Annotated in this window: 18 protein-coding genes; 5 read left to right on the top strand and 13 right to left on the bottom strand. The window is 71.5% G+C overall.

Features of this window, described 5'->3' with window-relative positions; translation table 11 throughout:
• Nucleotides 1–8: 8 nt before the first annotated feature.
• Nucleotides 9–926, bottom strand: coding sequence for an LLM class F420-dependent oxidoreductase (locus tag FLX08_RS28900; RefSeq protein ID WP_142623367.1), 918 nt, complete (start codon nucleotides 924–926; stop codon nucleotides 9–11).
• A 92-nt stretch (nucleotides 927–1,018) separates the two neighbouring features.
• Between FLX08_RS28900 and FLX08_RS28895 the strand changes: the two genes are divergently transcribed.
• Nucleotides 1,019–2,185: a glycoside hydrolase family 18 protein gene (locus FLX08_RS28895; RefSeq protein ID WP_142623365.1), complete on the top strand. Its 1,167-nt coding sequence runs from the start codon at nucleotides 1,019–1,021 to the stop codon at nucleotides 2,183–2,185.
• 238 nt (nucleotides 2,186–2,423) lie between these two features.
• Nucleotides 2,424–3,035 carry a TetR/AcrR family transcriptional regulator gene (locus FLX08_RS28890; RefSeq protein ID WP_142623363.1) on the top strand — a complete coding sequence of 204 codons (612 nt, stop codon included), beginning with the start codon at nucleotides 2,424–2,426 and terminating at the stop codon, nucleotides 3,033–3,035.
• Here the strand turns inward: FLX08_RS28890 and FLX08_RS28885 are convergent.
• A complete protein-coding gene (locus FLX08_RS28885) occupies nucleotides 2,996–4,264 on the bottom strand; it encodes a class I SAM-dependent RNA methyltransferase (RefSeq protein ID WP_244312969.1) in 1,269 nt (422 codons plus the stop codon). The two genes, FLX08_RS28890 and FLX08_RS28885, sit on opposite strands and share 40 nt — an antisense overlap.
• A complete protein-coding gene (locus FLX08_RS28880) occupies nucleotides 4,261–6,303 on the bottom strand; it encodes an APC family permease (RefSeq protein WP_142623362.1) in 2,043 nt (680 codons plus the stop codon). The genes FLX08_RS28885 and FLX08_RS28880 overlap by 4 nt, the downstream gene beginning before the upstream one ends.
• A gap of 106 nt (nucleotides 6,304–6,409) precedes the next feature.
• Here FLX08_RS28880 and FLX08_RS28875 point away from each other — a divergent pair, with 106 nt between their 5' ends.
• Entirely contained in the window at nucleotides 6,410–7,078 is a 669-nt protein-coding gene (locus FLX08_RS28875; protein ID WP_142623360.1) for a potassium channel family protein, read from the top strand.
• Nucleotides 7,078–7,746 (top strand): potassium channel family protein, encoded by a 669-nt coding sequence (locus tag FLX08_RS28870; protein WP_142623358.1) that lies wholly within the window; start codon nucleotides 7,078–7,080, stop codon nucleotides 7,744–7,746. Before FLX08_RS28875 ends, FLX08_RS28870 begins: the two co-directional genes overlap by 1 nt.
• 60 nt (nucleotides 7,747–7,806) lie before the next feature.
• Here FLX08_RS28870 and FLX08_RS28865 read toward each other — a convergent pair whose 3' ends face one another.
• The 6 genes from FLX08_RS28865 to valS form a co-directional block, all read right to left on the bottom strand.
• The gene (locus FLX08_RS28865; RefSeq protein ID WP_142623356.1) at nucleotides 7,807–8,469 is read right to left on the bottom strand and encodes a DUF3159 domain-containing protein; all 663 of its coding nucleotides are present in this window, start codon (nucleotides 8,467–8,469) and stop codon (nucleotides 7,807–7,809) included.
• A 16-nt stretch (nucleotides 8,470–8,485) separates the two neighbouring features.
• Nucleotides 8,486–8,878: an OB-fold nucleic acid binding domain-containing protein gene (locus FLX08_RS28860; RefSeq protein WP_142623354.1), complete on the bottom strand. Its 393-nt coding sequence runs from the start codon at nucleotides 8,876–8,878 to the stop codon at nucleotides 8,486–8,488.
• Nucleotides 8,879–9,054: 176 nt separating this feature from the next.
• Nucleotides 9,055–9,741, bottom strand: coding sequence for a DUF3710 domain-containing protein (locus FLX08_RS28855; RefSeq protein WP_142623352.1), 687 nt, complete (start codon nucleotides 9,739–9,741; stop codon nucleotides 9,055–9,057).
• Nucleotides 9,742–9,791: 50 nt separating this feature from the next.
• Complete coding sequence (gene dut, locus FLX08_RS28850) at nucleotides 9,792–10,229, bottom strand: dUTP diphosphatase (RefSeq protein WP_142623350.1); 438 nt, start codon at nucleotides 10,227–10,229, stop codon at nucleotides 9,792–9,794.
• Nucleotides 10,230–10,320: 91 nt separating this feature from the next.
• Nucleotides 10,321–11,601 (bottom strand): AI-2E family transporter, encoded by a 1,281-nt coding sequence (locus FLX08_RS28845; protein ID WP_244312968.1) that lies wholly within the window; start codon nucleotides 11,599–11,601, stop codon nucleotides 10,321–10,323.
• Between the two features lie 262 nt (nucleotides 11,602–11,863).
• Complete coding sequence (valS, locus tag FLX08_RS28840; RefSeq protein WP_142623348.1) at nucleotides 11,864–14,386, bottom strand: valine--tRNA ligase; 2,523 nt, start codon at nucleotides 14,384–14,386, stop codon at nucleotides 11,864–11,866.
• Between the two features lie 69 nt (nucleotides 14,387–14,455).
• Here valS and FLX08_RS28835 point away from each other — a divergent pair, with 69 nt between their 5' ends.
• The gene (locus FLX08_RS28835; RefSeq protein WP_142623346.1) at nucleotides 14,456–14,773 is read left to right on the top strand and encodes a DUF4235 domain-containing protein; all 318 of its coding nucleotides are present in this window, start codon (nucleotides 14,456–14,458) and stop codon (nucleotides 14,771–14,773) included.
• Here the strand turns inward: FLX08_RS28835 and FLX08_RS28830 are convergent.
• The 4 genes from FLX08_RS28830 to FLX08_RS28815 all read right to left on the bottom strand — a co-directional run bounded on the left by FLX08_RS28830 (nucleotide 14,763) and on the right by FLX08_RS28815 (nucleotide 19,287).
• Nucleotides 14,763–16,160, bottom strand: coding sequence for an alpha,alpha-trehalose-phosphate synthase (UDP-forming) (locus tag FLX08_RS28830; protein WP_142623344.1), 1,398 nt, complete (start codon nucleotides 16,158–16,160; stop codon nucleotides 14,763–14,765). The two genes, FLX08_RS28835 and FLX08_RS28830, sit on opposite strands and share 11 nt — an antisense overlap.
• Before the next feature lie 312 nt (nucleotides 16,161–16,472).
• Nucleotides 16,473–17,225: a hypothetical protein gene (locus FLX08_RS28825; protein WP_244312967.1), complete on the bottom strand. Its 753-nt coding sequence runs from the start codon at nucleotides 17,223–17,225 to the stop codon at nucleotides 16,473–16,475.
• Between the two features lie 19 nt (nucleotides 17,226–17,244).
• Entirely contained in the window at nucleotides 17,245–17,544 is a 300-nt protein-coding gene (locus FLX08_RS28820; protein ID WP_030505490.1) for a DUF4193 domain-containing protein, read from the bottom strand.
• Between the two features lie 258 nt (nucleotides 17,545–17,802).
• Nucleotides 17,803–19,287: a sensor histidine kinase gene (locus FLX08_RS28815; RefSeq protein ID WP_244312966.1), complete on the bottom strand. Its 1,485-nt coding sequence runs from the start codon at nucleotides 19,285–19,287 to the stop codon at nucleotides 17,803–17,805.
• Between the last annotated feature and the right edge of the window lie 15 nt (nucleotides 19,288–19,302).

Raw genomic sequence — 19,302 nt, 5'->3', positions numbered from 1 at the left:
CGCTGTTCTCACACGTGCGGAAGCACCTCGGCCGCGATCAGCTCCAGGTGCTCCAGGTCGTGCAGGTCGAGGACCTGGAGGTAGAGACGCTCGGCGCCCATCTCGGCGAACCGGCCGATCTTGTCCACGATCTCCTGCGGCGTGCCCGCCAGCCCGTTGACGCGCAGCTCGTCGACCTGGCGGCCGATGTTGGCGGCGCGCCGGGCGATCTCCGCCTCGTCCCGCCCGGCGCAGACGACCTGCGCCGCCGACAGCAGGACGGTCTCCCGGCCCACGGCGTCGCACGCCTGCCTGACCCGGTCGAAGGCCGCGGCGGTGTCCTCGGGAAGGTGGAACGGCACGTTGTACTCGTCGGCGAACCGGGCGACCAGCCGAGGCGTCCGCTTGGCGCCGCCGCCGCCGATGATGATGGGCGGCCGGGGCCGCTGCGCCGGCTTGGGCAGCCCCGGGGAGTCGGCCAGCTGGTAGTGCGCGCCCGTGAAGGAGAACGGCTTGGTCGCCGCCCACAGCCCGGTCACGATCTCGAGCTGCTCCTCGAAGCGCTCGAACCGCTCGCCCAGGGGCGGGAAGGGAATCCCGTACGCCGTGTGCTCCTCCTCGAACCAGCCGGTGCCGAGGCCGAGCTCGACACGGCCGCCGCTCATCTGGTCGACCTGCGCCACGCTGATCGCCAGCGGCCCGGGCAGGCGGAACGTCGCGGCGCTCACCAGCGTGCCCAGCCGGATGCGCGAGGTTTCCCGGGCGAGACCGGCCAGAGTGATCCACGCGTCGGTCGGGCCCGGCAAGGGGTCGCCCTCGCCCATCCGCAGGTAATGGTCGGACCGGAAGAACGCGTCGAACCCGAGCCGCTCGGCCGCCTGCGCCACCGTGAGCAGGTCGTCGTAGCTCGCCCCCTGCTGGGGTTCGGTGAAGATCCTCAATTTCATCTGTCCATTATCCCTGCTCCCCGGTCCTCGGCTTGCTAGAGTGCGAGCCGCCTGTGCGCAACGTGGTCGCATCGCAACTCAGGGTGGTGAGCGTGGACTCCGCACGTCATTCCCGCGAAGCGGGCCGCCCCCCGCGCTCCCTTGTCCTCCTGGCGTCGACCGCGCTCGTCGCGAGCACCGGTGCGGCCGTGTGGGCCCTGCCCCCCGCGCCGCCCGGCTGGAACGCGGGGCCCGGGATGATGCCCGGGGCCACGCCTGGTGTCACGGCCACGCCCACCGGTGAGCGGACTCCGGCCTCCCCGGTGCCGGAGACGCTGGTCGCCGCACGCCAGACGGTCGCCTCGCCGGCCCCGCCCACCGCCGATCCCCCCGCCCACGAGCCCGCGACCCTTTATCGGGGGTTCCTCGACGCCGCCGGAGAACCACGCCCCGAACTGCTGCGGGCGGGCGTGCGCTCGTTCACCATGGGTCACATCGTCGCCGGTCCGGGCGGCTGCGCTCCCCACTGGGCGGGGGCGCGACCACGCGGCGGGGACTCCGTCGCCGCGCGAATCGAACGGCTTCGGGGCGACGGCGGCGAGGTGTGGCCGACGTTCGGCGGGCCGTACGGGCAGGAGCTGGCGGCCACCTGCGAGAACCCGGCCAGGCTGCTCTCGGCCTACCGCCACGTCGTCACGGCACTCGACCCTCCCGGCGTCGACTTCGAGGCCGGCGGGTCGGCCGGGCCCGCCGCCGTCGGCCGCCGCGCCGCCGCCGTCGCCCGGTTGCAGCGCGAGGCGCGGGCACGCGGCCGCCCGCTGCGGATCACGTTCACGCTTCCCGCCTCCCGCCACGGCCTGGAACCGGCCGACCAGGACATGCTGCGGGCGGCCCGTGAGGAGGGGGTGGAGATCGAGTCGGTCGGCCTGCTCGTGCCCGTCGCCTCCGGCGTCTCGAACCTCCACGACCTTGCCGTCGCGGCCCGGGCGGCGCGCCTCCAGATCGCCGCGGCGCTCGACGTGCCGCCCGACCGGGCGTGGCGGCGGATGGGCCTCGTGCCGGTCCTCTCCGGCGCCGGCGACCTCGGCCCCGGCGAGGCCGGGCGGCTGGCGGCGTACCGGGCCCGCAACGGCCTGGGCTGGCTGTCCCTGCGGGGCGCCAAGCCGGCCGACGACGTCCTGCGGATCCTGGCCCGGCCGCCCGTCCCCGGCACAGGCGCCGACCCGGGCGCCGCCCTCCCCGAGGTGACGCCCGGCGCCAATCCCGTACGCCCCCGGTGATTCTGCACAGCTGATCCTGCACAGCTGATCCTGCACAGCGCACCCACGGTTAGAGCGTCGATGCGGAGTTCTGATCAGCGCTCGGGGGGATCGAACCCGTCGAACCGCATGGCAGACATTTACGCGTCCGGGAACATAATCACCTTTCCGGCTGTTCCGAGTGGCCGCCGACCACGGTAGGCGGGCACACGGCAGCGACCGTCTCGGATCGCCGGAAGCGAGAGGGGCAAGGACGACTTTGACGCGGAAACCCCGGACCGACGCGGAGCACAACCGGCGGCATCTCCTGGCGGTCGCCCGTGCCGCGTTCGCCGCGGACGGTCTCGACCTTCCCATGCACGAGATCGCCCGGCGGGCCGGCCTCGGCGTCGCGACCGTCTATCGGCACTTCCCGTCGCGGCAGGACCTCGTCGCCGCCGTGCTCGCCGAGCAGGTGACGGTGTGCCGCGCGCAGATGCGCGCCGCCCTGGACGACCCCGACCCCTGGCGGGCGCTGCGCGCGACCATCCGCAGGTTCGCCGACCACCAGGTGCGGCACCGCGGGTTGAACCAGGCGCTGCTCGGCTCCCACCCCGCGGGCGCCACGATCGCCGGGCAGCGCCGCGCACAGGTCCGGAGGCTGGAGCGGCTCATCGAACGCGCCCGGAGCGCGGGCCACGTCCGTCCCGAGCTGTCGTTCGAGGACGTACGGATCGGACTGGTGGCCATCGCCTCCCTGCGCGCGGATTCGCCCGAACGCACGGCCGCGGCGGTGCGGAGGCTGACCGACCTCCTGGTCGCCGGCATGGCCGCCCCCGCCCGTGAGGCGGGTCAGTCCCTGACGAGCAGCGCGACGCACTCCACATGCTGAGTCATCGGGTATTGATCAAAGGCCCGCAGGTCCTCCAGGCGGTAGCCGAGCCCGGCGAACCAGGCGACGTCCCTGGCCAGCGTGGCCGGGTCGCACGAGACGTACACCACGCGCGAGGCCTCCAGACCGGCGACGCGCTCGACCACGGGACGGCCGAGACCCGCGCGGGGCGGGTCGGCCACCACCAGATCGGCCCGTTCGATCCGGAGCCGGTCGAGCGCCTCCTCGACCCTGCCCCGCTCGACCTGCGCCTGCGGCAGGTCACGCAGGTTGAACCGGGCGTCCTGCGCCGCCTGCGGCTCGGACTCGATGCCGAGCACGGCACCCTCCGGGCCGACGGCCTCGGCGAGCCCGGCGGCGAACAGACCGGCGCCGCAGTAGAGGTCGAGCGCCCACTCCCCCGGCTCGGGCCGGCCGAAGTCGAGCACCGCGCCGAGCAGGGCGGCCGCCGCACCCGGGTGGACCTGCCAGAATCCGCTCGCGGTAACCCGGAAGTCGCGCTCGCCCACCCGCTCGGTCAGCGAGGCCCGGCCACGCAGCGCGCGGGTGCCCCGCCTGCCCTCGTCGAGGAGGACCGCGGCGTCCACGTCCGGGATGTCCGCGCGGCGGCGTGGGACGGGTTCGACGATCACGGCGCGGTCGCCGCCCGAGGCCGCCACCACCTCCACGGCGGCGGCGCCCGGCCAGGCGAGGCGTTCCGCGCCGACCTCCTCGACGGCGGGATGCGCGATGAGGCACTCGGTGACGTGCTCGATCTCGTGCGACCGGTGGCGCCGCAGCCCTGCCGTGCCGTCCGGCTCCACGGCGAACCGCACGCGGGTGCGCCAGCCGAGGCCGTCCTCCGGCCCCGGCACCTCCTCGACCACGACCTTGAGGTCGAGGCCCGCGAGACGCCGGAACTGCTCGGCGACCACGTCGGCCTTGAGCCGGCGCTGCGCCTCCAGCGACGCGTGCTGCCAGTCGCATCCGCCGCAGCGGCCGGGACCGGCGAACGGGCAGGGCGGCGTGACCCGGTCGGGCGAGGGCTGCAGGATCTCGACCGCGTCGGCCCGCAGGAACCGCGCGGTCTCCTCGGTGACCTCGGCGACCACCCGCTCGCCGGGCAGCGCGTGCCGGACGAAGACCACCCGGCCCTCGTGCCTGCCCACACACCAGCCGCCGTTGGCGACGGCGTCCACCGTCAGTTCGAGCCGTGCGCCGCCCATGTCGGCCTCTTTCCTGTCGTTCATGCCTTGATCTGCGAGTTCTTCGACGGCGACTGATAGGAGCGGCGGGAGGCGCCGGGAGCGGACGGCTCCCTGCGGCGCTTGAGGCGGTCGGAGGAGGCGAGCTGGAACGGCACGCTCGTGACCATCACCCCGGGCTTGAACAGCAGCCTTCCCTTGAGCCGCAGCGCGCTCTGGTTGTGCAGGAGGTGCTCCCACCAGCGGCCGACCACGTATTCGGGGATGTAGACCGTCACGACGTCGCGGGGCGAGCGCCGCCGCAGCGACTTCACATACTCGAGCACCGGGCCGGTGATCTCCCGGTAGGGCGAGTCGAGGATCTTCAGCGGCACCGCGATGCCGCGCCGGTCCCACTCCTCCCTGAGCCGGCTCGCCTCGTCGGCGTCCACGCTGACGGTCACGGCCTCCAGGGTGGACGGGCGGGTCGCCCTGGCGTACGCGAGCGCGCGGAGCGTCGGCTTGTGGATCTTGGAGACGAGCACGATCGCGTGGTTGCGGGCCGGCAGCAGCGACTCGTCGGCCTCGTGCCCCTCCGGCGCGGCGAGCTCCTCGGCGACCCGGTCGTAGTGCCGCCTGATGCCCTTCATCATGAGGAAGAGCACCGGCATCGCGATGCAGACGATGTACGCGCCGTGCGTGAACTTGGTGGCGAGCACGACGACGAGCACGAGCCCGGTCATGACGGCGCCGAAGCCGTTGATCACCCGCGAGCGCATCATGCGGAAGCGCGCCCGCGCGTCGCTCTCGGTCTTCAGGAGGCGGGTCCAGTGCCGGACCATGCCGATCTGGCTGAGGGTGAACGAGACGAACACGCCGACGATGTAGAGGTTGAGCAGTTTGCTCACGTCCGCGTCGAACGCCCAGATCAGCAGGCAGGCCCCGGCGGCGAGGATGATGATGCCGTTGCTGAACGCGAGACGGTCGCCCCGGGTGTGGAGCTGGCGCGGCAGATAGCGGTCCTGGGCGAGGATCGAGGCGAGCACCGGGAAGCCGTTGAACGCGGTGTTGGCGGCCAGGAACAGGATGAGGGCGGTCACCGCGGCTATCACGACGAACAGGAACGAGCCGTGGCCGAAGACGGCCGAGGCGACCTGCGCGATGATCGGCTGCTGGTAGTAGCCGGGCCCGGCCGGGCGGCCGTTGATGATGACGTGGGTGGCGGCGACGGCTGGGTCGGTCAGCTTCACGCCCGACTTGAGGCCGAGGAAGATGATCCCGCTGAACATCGTGACCGCGATGAGGCCCATCATCAGCAGCGTCGTCGCGGCGTTCTTGCTCTTGGGCTTGCGGAACGCCGGCACGCCGTTGCTGATCGCCTCGACGCCGGTCAGCGCGGCGCATCCCGACGAGAAGGCGCGCAGCACCAGGAACGCCATCGCGAATCCGGCGAGGTTGGTCTGCTGCGCGAGTATGTGATAGTCCGCGGTCGGCGCGCGCAGCTCGTCGCCGAGCACGACCAGCCGGAACAGGCCCCACGCGACCATCCCGATAACGGCGATCATGAACGCGTACGTCGGGACGGCGAACGCGACGCCCGACTCCCGGATGCCGCGCAGATTCATGACCGTCAGCAGCGCGACGATGGCCACCGCGACCAGAGGCCGGTGTTCGGCGACGAAGGGAATCGTCGCGCCCACGTAGTCGGCGCCGTTCGCGACCGACACCGCCACGGTCAGCACGTAGTCGACGAGCAGCGCGCTCGCGACGGTCAGTCCCGCGGTGGGTCCCAGGTTCGTCGTCGCCACCTCGTAGTCGCCGCCGCCGCTGGGATAGGCGTGCACGGTCTGGCGGTAGGAGGCGACCACCGTGAGCATGACGAGGACGACACCCGCGGCGACCCACGGGCTGAGGCTGTAGAGGCCGACCCCGCCGATCGACAGGATGACCAGGATCTCCTGCGGCGCGTACGCCACCGAGGACAGGGCATCACTGGCGAAGACGGGCAGTGCCACACGCTTGGGCAGCAGCTGATGGTGGAGCGCCGTGCTCCGCAGAGCCCGCCCCACGAGAAGCCGCTTGACAAGATCTGGCACCTTGGACACGTCTGACGAGCCTAGTCCCCCGGTGCCGCTCCCGAGTCATGCGGTGTGGGGCACTGGCGACATACTGTCTCCATTAGGAGACCGCCACAACCCACGGCGGGGGAGCATGCATATCGTGATCATGGGATGCGGACGGGTCGGCTCGACCCTGGCGCACATCCTTGAGGACAACGGGCACTCGGTCGCCGTGATCGACCGCGACCCGCAGGCCTTCCGGCGGCTGCGGGCGGGCTTCCGCGGCCGCAGGGTGACGGGCATCGGCTTCGACCGCGACGTTCTCGAAGAGGCCGGCATCGCCTCGGCCGCCTCCTTCGTCGCCGTCAGCAGCGGCGACAACTCCAACATCATTTCCGCCCGGGTCGCCCGCGAGATGTTCGGCGTGGACAACGTGGTCGCCCGCATCTACGACCCGCGCCGGGCCGAGGTCTACCAGCGGCTCGGCATCCCCACCGTGGCGACGGTCCGCTGGACCGCCGACCAGATCCTGCGCCGGGTGCTGCCCGAGGGCGCCGAACCCCTCTGGCGCGACCCGACCGGCACGGTCGTCCTGGCCGAGGTGGCCTTCCACCCGGGCTGGATCGGCACCCGGGCCAGGGAGATCGAGAACGTCACCGGCGCGCGCGTGGCCTTCCTCAACCGTATGGGCGAGGCGCTCGTGCCGAAGGACGCGACCGTCGTCCAGGAAGGGGACATCCTCCACCTGGTCGCCGCCGAGAACGACATGGACCGCATCAACAAGACGCTGTCCGCCCCGCCGTCCGACGAGGAGCACTGATGCGCGTCACCATCGCCGGCGCCGGAGCCGTCGGCCGCTCCATCGCGGCGGAGCTCCTGGAGAACGGCCACGAGGTCCTGCTCATCGACATCGACCCGCACGCCATCAAGATCGACAGTGTGCCGCGGGCCGAGTGGCTGCTCGCCGACGCCTGCGAGATCTCCTCGCTGGACGAGGCCGGGCTGAACAGCTGCCAGGTCGTGATCGCCGCCTCCGGCGACGACAAGGTCAACCTCGTGGTCTCGCTGCTCGCCAAGACCGAGTATGGCGTGCCGCGGGTGGTCGCCCGGGTCAACCATCCCAAGAACGAGTGGCTGTTCAACGAGTCGTGGGGCGTGGACGTCGCCGTCTCCACCCCGCGCCTGCTGTCGGCCCTGGTCGAGGAGGCGGTCAGCGTCGGCGACCTCGTGCGCCTGATGACCTTCCGGCAGGGCCAGGCCAACCTGGTGGAGCTGACGCTGGCCGAGGACGCGCCGGTGGTCGGCCAGCGGGCCGGCTCGGTGCCGTGGCCCGTGGACTCCGCCCTCGTGGCGATCCTGCGGGAGGGCCGGGTGCTGGTGCCCTCGGCCGACGACCCGCTGGAGGCCGGCGACGAGCTGCTGTTCGTGGCCAGCCAGGAGGTCGAGCACGAGCTCACCGAGCTGCTGTCGGCCCACGAACGTCCCTGATCCGCAGACGGCTCAGGCCCCGGGCGCGCACCCGGGGCCTGAGTCGTTTCCGCGTGATCGTCAGACGGACGGCTGCGGCTGGATCGGGGTGCGGCCGCGGGCGAGCACCCACACCATCGCGGCGAGCGCCGCGACCTGCAGCGGCCAGCCCAGGGCGATCTTGGCCACGCCGAGGGCGGTCACCTGGTCGGCCCAGTAGAGCGGCAGCTGGATCACCACCCGCAGCAGACAGGGCAGCATGAGCAGCCACGTGAGCCGCGAGCACAGCCGGACCAGCGCGCTGTCGTTGTGCCAGGCCGTCGGGTCGCCCGTCACCGAGCCGATCAGGAAGCCGACGATCGGCCAGCGGATCACGATCGACAGCAGCATGCCGGCGGCGTAGGCCCCGTTGTAGAGGATGCCCGGCAGGAACACGTCCTTGGCGTCACCGGTGCGGGCCGCGAAGAACGCGCCGATCCCGATGCCGACGAGGCTGTTGAGCACGAACTGCGGGGTGCTCCGCTGCGCGATCCGCACCAGCAGGAGCACCACCGCCGAGGCGATGCCGACGATCAGAGAGGGCTTCAGCTCCTGAGTGCCCATCCACGTGCCGGTGAAGGCGAGCGTGGGCACGGCCGCCTCGACGATCCCGCGTTTGCCTCCCAGCGCCTTGCTCATCTGGGCGCGCACCGCCGCCTCGACCGTGGCGTGCGCCGCGGGGGCCGTCATGTCCGCTGTGCTCATACGGTCTCCTGAGAGATCAAGGGCCACCGGCCGGGCGTAGCTCGTAGCGGGGGTTGAACATCACCTTGCGGCCGTCCTGGACGCTGACCAGCCCTTCGGCCCGCACCACCCGGCCCGGCTCGATGCCGGCGATCTTCCGGCGGCCGAGCCAGACCAGGTCGATCACGTCCGACCCGTCGTACAGCTCCGCCTCCAGGGCGGGCGCACCGCCGCGCGGGCGGAGGGTCACGGTGCGCAGCGTGCCCGCCACGCACGTTCGCTGACGCTCACCGCACCGCGCGATGGGCGTGGCCCCCTCCTGCTCCAGGTCCTCCTGGAGCTCGGCGGCCTCCAGCTCGGCCTGGCTGGTGGTCAGCCGTCGGAAGAAGCCCCGCAGTCCGCCGCGTTTGGCAGGCTCCGGCGTGCCCATCGGTCACTCACCCAGCTTCCTCGTTCGCGATCCCTTTGGAGGGATTCGTCGTCCTGGCTTCCAGCCTAGGCCGGTCGTTTCCCACCGCAGCATACGTGAGCCGCCCACGGGCCAGAAGGACGGTCAGGGCTGGCCTTGCCTCCCGATTCGGTCAACCGGCACATCCCGGACGGATGTCAGCGGATCTCGCTGATCTCCGGACCACGCTCGAAGGGCCGGAACTCCTGCTGCCGGGATGCCTGCTGCTCCTCCATGGCCTGCCGGGCCTCGGCGGGCAGCCGGAGCTGGATCGCCTCCTTGGGCGGCATCGGCTCGTCGCCGCGTACGACGACGATGCCGCGCACGACGTCCTCCAGGGTCCGCGCCGCCTCCGGGTCGACCGCGGCCCTGCCGCTGATCACGGCGCGGAGGAACCAGCGCGGGCCGTCGACGCCGAGGTAGCGCACCGGCTGCCGTCCCTGCGCCTGGCCCTGGCTCTGCACGGGCACCTCGGCCGCGATCTCGGGCCCGAACGGACCCTCGCGGTCCTCGGCCGAGCCGCCCGCGGCCACCACTTCACGGGCGAGCTCCGCGCGTACCTCGTCCCAGATCCCGCTGCGCTTGGGCGCGGCGAAGGCGTTCACCTGCAGGGCGCTCTCCTCGACCAGGACGATCACACCGTCGACCTGGTCGCCCGCCATGCTGAGCTGGATCTCGAATCCGGGACCAACGGGCAGGCGAAGGCCCCCCAGGTCCACGCGCTCGGCCTCCGGGTAGTCGTCTTCGGCGTCCCAGGGGCCCGTCGCCCGCGCCGGGGCGTGGCTCTCCTCCCGCACGAAAGCTGGTGCGCTCTCCTCCTCCGCGCGTCGCCGGCGTCGCAACACTTCTCTCACTCTCCTCGCATCGTGGCCCGGTTTTCCCGGGCCCCGGGGTGTCAGCTCCCCGTCGAGCCGAACCCGTTCGTGCCCCGTACGGAGCCGGGCAACCGGTCGACCTCGTAGAACGCCGCCCGTTCCACCCGTTGGACCACGAGCTGGGCGATGCGGTCGCCACGCCGGAACCGCACCGGGTCCTTCGCGTCGGTATTGATCATCGTCACTTTGATCTCGCCCCGGTAGCCGGCGTCGATCGTTCCCGGCGCGTTGACCAGCGTGACGCCGTGCCGGGCCGCCAGGCCCGAACGCGGATGGACGAAGGCGGCGTACCCGTCCGGCAGCGCGATGGCAACGCCGGTCCGCACGACCGCCCGCTCGCCGGGCAGCAACTCCACGTCCTCCGCCGCATACAGGTCGGCCCCGGCGTCACCCGGATGCGCGTACGACGGGAGCGGAAGATCCGGGTCGAGCCGGTGGATCAGGATCTCGACGCTCATCGGGCGGCCTCGATCCCGCGAGCGGCGGCCGGGGCCCGTCTCGGGCCCGGCAGTCCGGAGTTCGGCACAGGGCAGCTCATGAGGCAAGACCCTACCCGTTGCGCTGGGGGGACACCGCCTCTCCGGTGCCGGATGGCGGGCGTGCCGTCTCCTGCTTCTGCCCGCCCTCACCGGAGGCGGCGGGCCGGGAGGCCGCGGGCTCCCCGGCGCCCGGCTCCGTGGTGCCGGTCTCCACGGCGCCGGTCTCCACGGCGCCGGACTCCACGGCGCCGGACTCCACGGCGTCAGACTCCGGGCCCGGGGGTGCGCCCTCGGGTCCAGGCTCCCCGGCGCCCGGTGGGCCGCCTTCTGCCGCCGCTTCGATGGCGGGCCGGCCGCGGCGCAGCTCGGGTAGCGCGCGGTAGATGACCGCCGTGAGCGGAACGGCCACCACGGCGCCCGCGATGCCGCCGAGCACACCGCCCACCGCGAGGACGAGGATGATCGCCAGAGGGTGGAACTCCAGGGCCCGGCCCACGATGAGCGGCTGGAGCACGTGGTTCTCCAGCTGCTGCTCGACCACGAGGACGCCCACGAAGATCAGCGCCAGGAACCAGCCCCGGGAGCCGAAGGTCACCAGCGTCGCGATGGTGCCCGCGAACAGGATGCCGACGATCGGGATGAAGCTGGCCAGGAAGACCAGCACCGCGAGGGGCGCCCACAGCGGCACCTGCATCCCGGCGAGCACCACTCCGATCACGAGCCCGTGGATGGCCGCCACCGCGACCGTGCCGTGCACGTAGTGGGAGATCGTCGCCCAGGCGGCGCGGCCCGCGGCGTCCACGCGGGGCGTGGCACTGCCGAAGGCGCGCAGGAACCAGGCCCAGATCCGGTCGCCGTCCTTCAGCAGGAAGAAGGTCACGAACAGGATCAGCACGATGGAGGTGAGCACCTCGACGACGGCGGTGGCGCCGCTCAGCAGCGTGCTGGTGATCTGGCTGCGATATTGGGTGATCTGGCTGCTGAGCTGGTCCACGAAGTCGGCGATCTGCGCCTCCTTCAGCTGGAGCGGCCCGTGGAGCAGCCAGTCCTGCACGTTGCGCGCGGTCACCTGGATCTGCAGGACCAGCCGGGGGAACTCCTCGTTGGCCCGCACGCCGATCAGGAACCCGATGCCGACGATCAGCGCGAGGCCGAGCAGCATCGTGATCCATGTGGCGTAGATCGGCCGGAGCCCGGTGGCGCGCAGCCGCCGGGTCAGCGGGTGCAGCAGGGCCGCGAGCAGCAGCGCGACGACCACCGGCATGACGACGAAGCTGATTCTGTCGATGATCAGCCACAGGACGTAGATCATCCCGCCGAGCAGCAGCAGCCGCCAGCTCCACGCGGCCATCGTCGCCAGCGTCGGCGGGACTCTCTCGGTGGTACTGCGGTTAGACGGGATCACGGATCCAGACTGGCATGTCGGCGGGCGGGACGCGCAGCCGTTTTACGCGCGTATGGCGGTCGTTTCGCCCTCAAGCCTACGCCGCCCCCAGGTCGCGCGCCGAAACGCCCGGGAACGTCCTGGAACGTCCCAAACTTCGCCGACCGCCGCCGTCCCGCGAAGGGACGACGGCGGCCGGCGATGGCCTCGCGCGGTCAGCGCCACGGCTTCACGAGGTCAGCTCGGCGACCGCGTCGAGCGGTCCTTCACCGGGTTCGAGGACGAACTCCTCGACGTTGCCGGCCGCGCACAGGTCGTCCTGGGCCAGCCGGACGAGGTCCGCCTGGGCGCCCGACACGGTGAGCCGGGCGACCTCGGCCCGCATCGACAGCCGCGCCTCCGACTTGGCCCGCCGCACCCGGCGGAGCACCTCCGCCACGGCCTCCAGCACCGCCGGGTCGCCGTGCCGCGCCTCGGGCAGCTCCTCGGGAGACGGCCACGACGCGCGGTGCACCGAGCCCTCCCGCCACCACGACCAGACCTCCTCCGTCACGAACGGCAGGAACGGCGCGAACAGCCGCAGCAGCACGTCGAGCGCCCGCCGCAGGGCCGCGACGGCCGAGGCGTCCCCATCGTACGCGCGGGCCTTGACCAGCTCGACGTAGTCGTCGCAGAACGACCAGAAGAAGCGCTCGGTCCGTTCCAGCGCCCTGGTGTAGTCGTACGCCTCGAACGCCTCGCTCGCCTCGGCGACGACCGCCGCCAGCGCGGCCAGCATGGACAGGTCGACCGGCTCGGTCACCTCGCCGCCGCCCTCGGACCGGAAGCCGAGCACGAACTTCGACGCGTTGAGGATCTTGATGGCCAGCCGGCGGCCGATCTTGATCTGCCCGGTGTCGAAGGCGGTGTCGGTGCCGGGACGCCCGTTCGCGGCCCAGTAGCGGACCGCGTCGGAGCCGTACTCCTCCAGCAGGCCCATGGGCGTGACCACGTTGCCCTTGGACTTCGACATCTTCTTGCGGTCGGGGTCGAGGATCCACCCGGAGATCGCCGCGTGCCGCCAGGGCAGCCCGCCGTGCTCCAGGTGCGACCGCACGATCGTGGAGAACAGCCAGGTGCGGATGATCTCGTGGGCCTGGGGCCGCAGGTCCATCGGGAACACGCGGCGGAACAGGTCGTCGTCGCGCTCCCACCCGCCGGCGATCTGCGGGCTCAGCGACGACGTCGCCCAGGTGTCCATGACGTCGGGGTCGGCGGTGAAGCCGAGCGGCTTGCCCCGCTGGTCCTCCGAGAAGCCGGGCGGCACGTCGCTGGACGGGTCCATCGGCAGCGCCGACTCGGGCGGGACGATCGGCGCCTCGTAGACCGGCTCGCCGTCGGCGTCGAGCGGATACCAGACCGGGATCGGCACGCCGAAGAACCGCTGGCGGGAGATCAGCCAGTCGCCCGCCAGGCCCTCCACCCAGTTCTCGTACCTGACCCGCATGTGCGGCGGGTGCCACTCCAGCTCCCTGCCGCGCTCCAGCAGCTCGGCGCGCAGCTTCGGGTCCCTGCCGCCGTTGCGGATGTACCACTGGCGGGTGGTGACGATCTCGAGGGGCCGGTCGCCCTTCTCGTAGAACTTCACCGGCCGCTGGATCTTGCGCGGCTCGCCGTCCAGGTGGCCGGACTCGCGCAGCATCTCCACGATGCGCTCGCGCGCGCTGTGCACGGTCTTGCCGGCCAGCTCGGCGTACGGCTCGGCCGGCACGCCCTGCGGGGGCTCGGGGAGCATTCGGCCGTCCCAGCCGATCACCGGCCGGGTGGGCAGGTCGAGCTCGCGCCACCAGGTGACGTCGGTGACGTCGCCGAACGTGCAGATCATCGCGATGCCGGAGCCCTTGCCGGGCTCGGCGAGGTGATGGGCCACGACCGGCACCTCGACCCCGAAGATCGGGGTGCGGACGGTGGCGCCGAACAACGGCCGGTAGCGCTCGTCGTCGGGATGGGCGACCAGCGCCACGCAGGCCGGGATCAGCTCGGGGCGGGTGGTCTCGATCCACACCGTCTCCCCGCCGGGCCGCTCGAACCCTATGCGGTGGAAGGCGCCGGGCCACTCCCGGTCCTCCAGCTCGGCCTGGGCGACGGCCGTGCGGAACGTCACATCCCACAGGGTCGGGGCCTCGGCGACGTACGCCTCGCCGCGGGCGAGGTTGCGCAGGAACGCCCGCTGGGACGCCGCCCGGGCGTTCCCGTCGATGGTCGCGTAGGTCATCGACCAGTCCACCGACAGGCCGAGACGGCGCCACAGCTCCTCGAACGCCTTCTCGTCCTCGGCGGTCAGCCGCTCGCACAGCTCGATGAAGTTGCGGCGCGAGATCGGCACCTGCCGCTTGGCGTCCGGCTTCTCGGGCGGCGTGAAGTCCGGGTCGTACGGCATGGAGGGGTCGCAGCGCACCCCGAAGTGGTTCTGCACGCGGCGCTCGGTGGGCAGCCCGTTATCGTCCCACCCCATCGGGTAGAAGACCTCGCGCCCCCGCATCCGCTGGTAGCGGGCGATCGTGTCCGTGTGCGTGTAGGAGAAGACGTGCCCCACGTGAAGGGACCCGGAGACCGTGGGCGGCGGGGTGTCGATGGAGTACACCTCGTGCCTGCTCCGGGACCGGTCGAACCGGTAGGTGCCCTCGGCCTCCCAGCGCGCTACCCATACCGCTTCCAAGCCGTCGAGCGTCGGTTTCTCGGGCATGGCTGCGTGGAGTCGCTGTTCGGTCATGCCACCACATGGTATGGCGTGGACCGTCACCCCGCGGGGAGACACTAAGGTCGTTATCGAGGAGGAATCATGGCGGACATGGCACGGGAGGCCAAGCGCGAACTCAGCGCGACGGACAAGCCCGACATGCAGTGGCGGATCGTCGGCGGCCTGCTCGGCCTGGCGGTCGGCTTCTGCTCGCGCAAGCTTCTGGCGTTCGCGTGGGAGAGGGCGACCGGCAAGAAGCCGCCGGCGAGCGCCGACTCCCCCGAGATCGGGCTCGGCGAGGCCATCGCGTACGCCGTGGTGATGGGCCTGGGCATGGAGATCACGCGAATCGTCGTCACTCGCTCGGCGGCGAAGAAGTGGCGCTCCTGGAAGGACGCCGCCCGGGACCTCACTCCCTAGAAGCGGCCGGCTCCCCCGATTCCAGGGCCGTGAGGAAGTCGCTGGCCCACCTGTCCACGTCGTAGGTCGCGACCCTGCGCCTGAGCGAGCGCATCCGGCGCGCCAGCTCGTGCGGGGTCGCCCGCATCGCCGTCAGCATCGCCCGCTTCATGCCGGCGATGTCGTACGGATTGACCATGTACGCCTGGCGCAGCTCGTCGGCCGCGCCGGCGAACTCGCTCAGCACGAGCGCCCCGCGCAGGTCGTGGCGGCAGGCGACGTACTCCTTGGCGACGAGGTTCATGCCGTCGCGCAGCGGCGTGACGACCATGACGTCGGCCGCGCAGTAGAGCGCCGCCAGCTCCTCCTTCTGGTACGACTGGTGGAGGTAGGAGATCGGCATGCGGCCGAGCACGCCGTGCTCGCCGTTGATGCGCCCCACCCTCAGCTCGATGTCGTTGCGCAGCCGGATGTATTCGGCGACCCGCTCACGGGTGGGCGTGGCCACCTGCACGAAGACCGCCTCGTCGGGCTTGACCGCGCCGTCGTCGAGCAGCTCGCCGAACGCCTTGAGCCGCTGGCCGATGCCCTTGGTGTAGTCGAGCCGGTCGACGCCGAGCAGCACGTGCTCGGGGTCGCCCAGCTCGGCACGGATCTCCTTGGCCCGCTGCTGGATGCGCGGCTCGCGGACGAGCTGGTCCATCTCGCCGAAGTCGACCGAGATCGGGAACGACTCGGCACGGACCGTCCGGTCCTCAAGCTGGATCGCGTTGCGGAGGTGCGGCAGGCCGAGCAGGCGGCGGCACAGCCGCAGGAAGTTGTGGGCGCCTCCCGGCCGCTGGAAGCCCACGAGATCGGCCCCGAGCAGCCCTTCGAGGATCTCGTTGCGCCAGGGCAGCTGGTAGAACAGCTCGCCCGGCGGGAACGGGATGTGCAGGAAGAAGCCGATCTTCAGGTCGGGCCGCAGCCTGCGCAGCATCGCGGGCACGAGCTGGAGCTGGTAGTCCTGCACCCACACGACCGCGCCCGGCGAGGCGGCGTCCGCGGCCGCGCGGGCGAACCGCTCGTTGACGGCCCGGTAGGCGTCCCAGAGCACGCGCGAGTAGACGGGCGTGGCGACGACATCGTGATAGAGCGGCCACAGCGTGGCGTTGGAGAAGCCCTCGTAGTAGAGCTCGACCTCGAGCTGGGACAGCGGGATGGGGATCAGGTGCATCCCGTCGTGGTCGAAGGGCTTCAGCTCCTCCCCCGCCGCTCCGGTCCAGCCGAGCCAGGCCCCGTCACGCCGTTGCATGACGGGCGCGATGGCGGTGACGAGCCCGCCCGGGCTGCGCCGCCATTCGTTCTCGCCCACGCGATCGACCGGCAGCCGGTTCGCGACGATCAGAAACGAGCTGGTGCCACGCATGAATCCCCTCCAGGTGGTCGCCTGTGACCACCATACGGAAAGTCACCAGTGCCCCCATACCCGTAAGAACATGCACAATCCACGCCTATCACTGTGAGAATGATCTCACGCAGCTCATCCGGGGTCGCCAACAGGTTTAGACCAATCGGTGACACTTCTCTATCTGGAAGATCAGGGCGACCGGAGAGTGCCGATTGGGACGGGCGCCGGGTGTCCGCCTGGCGGCGGGGAGCCTCGGGGGTGCCGGCCTGGGTGCCTCGGGGGCCGGCTTGGGGGCCTCGAAGGGTGGACTTGGGGGGCTTCGGGGGGTGGTCAGCTTGGCGGCAGGGCGTTCTGGCGGCGCAGGTCCGCGCGCACCGCGGCGGCGAGTCTCCTGGTGGCGGCCCGGTTCAGCGCCCCGCCGGCCACGGCTCCGGTGAGGAAAGGCCCGAGGGTGGTGAGATGGCGGCCGAGCGTGCGCATCAGGCGGTTGCGCAGGGCGGTCTTCGCGGCGGTCCCGAGAGCGATCGTGGCCGAGCCGGGGGCGAGGGGGTTGACGCCCCGCTGCTTCGACCAGGCGAGCGCGAACGCGGCCGCCCTCTGGGTTCCGTTGCCGGGGACCTTCACGCCGTACACCTCGTGCAGCTCGGCGAGGAGCTTCACCTCGATGGCCGCGACGACCAGCGTCTCGGCCACGATCTGGGCGGGTGCGGACAGCAGCAGCGGCGGGGCGGCGAACTCCGCCGCGGCGAGCGCTCCGCCGACCGCGCCGACCGCCGTCGTCGCCTTCGCCGCGGTCCTGACGAGATCGTCGGCGAGCTGCTCGCCGGTGAGCCCGTAGTGGTGGTCCCGCAGTGTCTCGTAGTCCCTGACCGGTAACCGCGGGGCGATGTTCATGAAGACGTCGGCCAGCCATCGCCCCCGGCCGACGCCGCGTTCCCGTGTCTTCGCGGCGGACCTTGCCAAGGCCCCGCTGAGGCGGCCGAGCAGCCGACGCCGCTCGGCCCCGTCCGTCTCCTCAGGGGCCACGAGTTTGCCGACAAGGTCGGCCACCTCGTTGTTTGATTCATCCGCTGCTGAAGTCACGGACCCTCCCAAGGGTCTCCTAGGCGGCGCACTCGCGGCAGACCTGCTGGCCGTTCTTCTCTGAGGCCAGCTGGCTGCGGTGATGCACCAGGAAGCACCGCGAGCAGGTGAATTCGTCGGCCTGCCGAGGAATCACCCGCAGCGAAAGCTCCTCGTTCGACAGATCCGCCCCCGGCAGCTCCAACGACTCGGCCAGATCGGTCTCGTCGATGTCAATGCTGCCCGACGACTTGTCGCTCCTACGCGCCTGGAGTTCCTGGAGGCTGTCCTCGTTCAGATCGTCGTCGGTCTTACGCGGGCTGTCGTAGTCGGTAGCCATCTGCTACTCCATCCCCCTCATCTATCTGCCTGCGCCTGTGTCGCGCGTGGATAACGCTCGGAAGGCCGGTGTTGTGCCCGCGGGGGCCGCTAAATTGTGCATTCGGTACCCGCTTGAACGAACACTGAACCTTCCGACACGCGAGGGGCATCCCACCTGGGACTGCGGTTAGCCAAATATGGCGAAAACCACAGTATCGGCGGTATCCCCACCGCGTTCGACGGCACATCCAACCACATGTACGGCGTGCACGCTCCATCAGCGCGCCGACTGCGGCGTCCCCGGAGACGCCCCGGCTCCGGAGAGACGCACCGTCACCACGAGACCACCCCCGTCGCGGGGGACGGCGGCGACCGTTCCGCCGTGCGCGCGAACGATCGCGCGCACGATGGACAGGCCGAGACCCGCGCCCTTGGCGGATTGAACCCGGTCGGCATTCAGCCGCCGGAACGGCTCGAACAGGCTCTCCACCTCGTACGCGGGAACGTGCGGTCCCGTGTTCGCGACCTGAACAACCGCACCCCCGTCCACAATTCCCGTCCGGACCCATACTTTTCCGGACTCGCCAAGATTGTGCTTGATGCCGTTCTCGACGAGGTTGGACACGCAGCGTTCTATGAGGACGGGGTCGCCCGTCGTGGCCGCCGGGTGGAGGTCGTGCTCGACCGTGACGCCCTCTTCCTCGGCGAAGGGTGCCAGCTGCTCCACCGCCGTCCTGGCTACCTCCCGGACGTCCACGGGCTTTCGCACCGACAGCTCACGCTCGCTGCGGGCGAGCAGCAGCAGGCCCTCGATCAGCCGCTCGTTGCGCGCGGTGGTGCCGAGCAGCGTGCGCCCGAGCACCTTGAGGTCGTCCGACGCCTCGGGGTCGGACAGCGCCACCTCCAGCACCGTACGGTTGATCGCGAGCGGCGTCCGCAGCTCGTGCGAGGCGTTGTCCACGAACCTGCGCTGCGCGTCGAAGGCGGTGTTGAGCCGGGTGAGCATCGCGTCGAAGGTGTCGGCCAGCTCCTTCAGCTCGTCGTCCGGGCCCTGGAGGGCGATGCGCTCGTGGGCGAGCGAGGTCTCCGACAGCTTCCGCGCGGTCGCCGTCATCTTCATCACCGGCCGCAACGCCCGATCGGCCACGAGATATCCCAGCATCAGCGCCAGGATCCCCACGCCCAGCAGGGCCAGCAGCGCCCGCTTCAGCAGCTCGGCCCGTGCCACGGCGGTGACCTCCGCCTGCGACTGGGCGAACTGGTGGTTGGCCTCGTCGATCCACTCCTGCGGCACGCTCCCGCGCGGGAGGAAGATCTGCGGCACGCTCTGCCAGCCGATGTCGATCGCCTGGCCGATCAGCACGTACATGACCATCACCAGCAGCGCGCCGGCGACGAAGACCAGCGCGGCGTACGTGAGGGTCAGACGCCAGCGGATGCTGACGCGGTTCTGCAGCGACCTGATCTCGTTGAGCAGGTTGCCCCGCTGCACGGGATGGGCGACCAGCGGCGGCGGACCGTCCCAGGCGGGCGGGCCGCTGGGCGGCGGCGGCACCTGGCTGCGGTAGGGACCGGTGCCCATCGGGCTCGACATCCGGCGGGTGGGACCCGCCGGGCCGCGGCCGCCGGCCGGAGCCGCCGCGCCCGGAGGGGTCACGTCCGGCGAGGCCGCGTCCGGCGAGGTCGCGGCGGCGTCCGGTTCCCCTGGCGACGGAAGGATCCGGGGCGTCCTCCTCTCGGAGGCGTCACGCGATTCGCTCACAGGGCCCCCTCCCCC

Source organism: Microbispora hainanensis (assembly GCF_006874475.1).
Lineage (GTDB): Bacteria > Actinomycetota > Actinomycetes > Streptosporangiales > Streptosporangiaceae > Microbispora > Microbispora hainanensis.
The sequence above is the reverse complement of the archived record's forward strand: the minus strand, read 5'-3'. Positions and strand labels throughout refer to the sequence as shown.

Excerpts from the sequence above, each read along its gene's own strand:
- FLX08_RS28900 (WP_142623367.1), bottom strand. The coding sequence starts at position 926 with ATGAAATTGAGGATCTTCACCGAACCCCAGCAGGGGGCGAGCTACGAC.
- FLX08_RS28885 (WP_244312969.1), bottom strand. The coding sequence starts at position 4,264 with ATGAACGACAGGAAAGAGGCCGACATGGGCGGCGCACGGCTCGAACTG.
- FLX08_RS28875 (WP_142623360.1), top strand. The coding sequence starts at position 6,410 with ATGCATATCGTGATCATGGGATGCGGACGGGTCGGCTCGACCCTGGCG.
- FLX08_RS28870 (WP_142623358.1), top strand. The coding sequence starts at position 7,078 with ATGCGCGTCACCATCGCCGGCGCCGGAGCCGTCGGCCGCTCCATCGCG.
- FLX08_RS28865 (WP_142623356.1), bottom strand. The coding sequence starts at position 8,469 with ATGAGCACAGCGGACATGACGGCCCCCGCGGCGCACGCCACGGTCGAG.
- FLX08_RS28860 (WP_142623354.1), bottom strand. The coding sequence starts at position 8,878 with ATGGGCACGCCGGAGCCTGCCAAACGCGGCGGACTGCGGGGCTTCTTC.
- dut (WP_142623350.1), bottom strand. The coding sequence starts at position 10,229 with ATGAGCGTCGAGATCCTGATCCACCGGCTCGACCCGGATCTTCCGCTC.
- FLX08_RS28845 (WP_244312968.1), bottom strand. The coding sequence starts at position 11,601 with ATGGCCGCGTGGAGCTGGCGGCTGCTGCTGCTCGGCGGGATGATCTAC.
- valS (WP_142623348.1), bottom strand. The coding sequence starts at position 14,386 with ATGACCGAACAGCGACTCCACGCAGCCATGCCCGAGAAACCGACGCTC.
- FLX08_RS28835 (WP_142623346.1), top strand. The coding sequence starts at position 14,456 with ATGGCGGACATGGCACGGGAGGCCAAGCGCGAACTCAGCGCGACGGAC.
- FLX08_RS28830 (WP_142623344.1), bottom strand. The coding sequence starts at position 16,160 with ATGCGTGGCACCAGCTCGTTTCTGATCGTCGCGAACCGGCTGCCGGTC.
- FLX08_RS28820 (WP_030505490.1), bottom strand. The coding sequence starts at position 17,544 with ATGGCTACCGACTACGACAGCCCGCGTAAGACCGACGACGATCTGAAC.